General features: G+C 37.7%; 1 protein-coding gene. It reads right to left on the bottom strand.

What is annotated here, in order from left to right; translation table 11 throughout:
* A partial coding sequence (locus IAQ59_RS22185) for a hypothetical protein (RefSeq protein ID WP_209333035.1) occupies positions 1–414 on the bottom strand: 414 nt, incomplete at both ends.

The following is a 414-nucleotide window of genomic DNA, read 5'->3' as shown; positions in this document are numbered from 1 at the left end:
AGGGCAACCCCCCATCCATGTCATTGTAAAAGGCAAAATGATAACCATTTCCCTTTCCCTTCCTGTCAAACCTTAAGTTGGCGCCTGTATGCTGCTTCTTATCGAAATATATCCTATTAAGTTTGTTCTTATTATCCATGTCAAAGAAGAAGAACCGATTACTTTCAAAAAAGCCCGTTAGCCTTACATATTGAGCTTTTTGATCATGCTGGGAGATAAATTTATCAAAAAGGTATTTTCTTGGAAGTTTGTTCTCTTCATAATCCAGATAAAATGCCGGAGTGACGGTTAGGTCGGGAGAAATCCTCCAGATAGTGTCATAATGAAACTCCCAAAACGACAATTCACTGTCGTTAATTTTATATAAGCGTTGATTGGAGGATAATGCGATGCTTTCCGAAGACTTTTTATCAA

The organism is Lunatimonas salinarum, from assembly GCF_017811155.1.
Classification (GTDB): Bacteria; Bacteroidota; Bacteroidia; order Cytophagales; family Cyclobacteriaceae; genus Lunatimonas; species Lunatimonas salinarum.
This window is presented reverse-complemented; position numbering and strand designations above follow the sequence as displayed.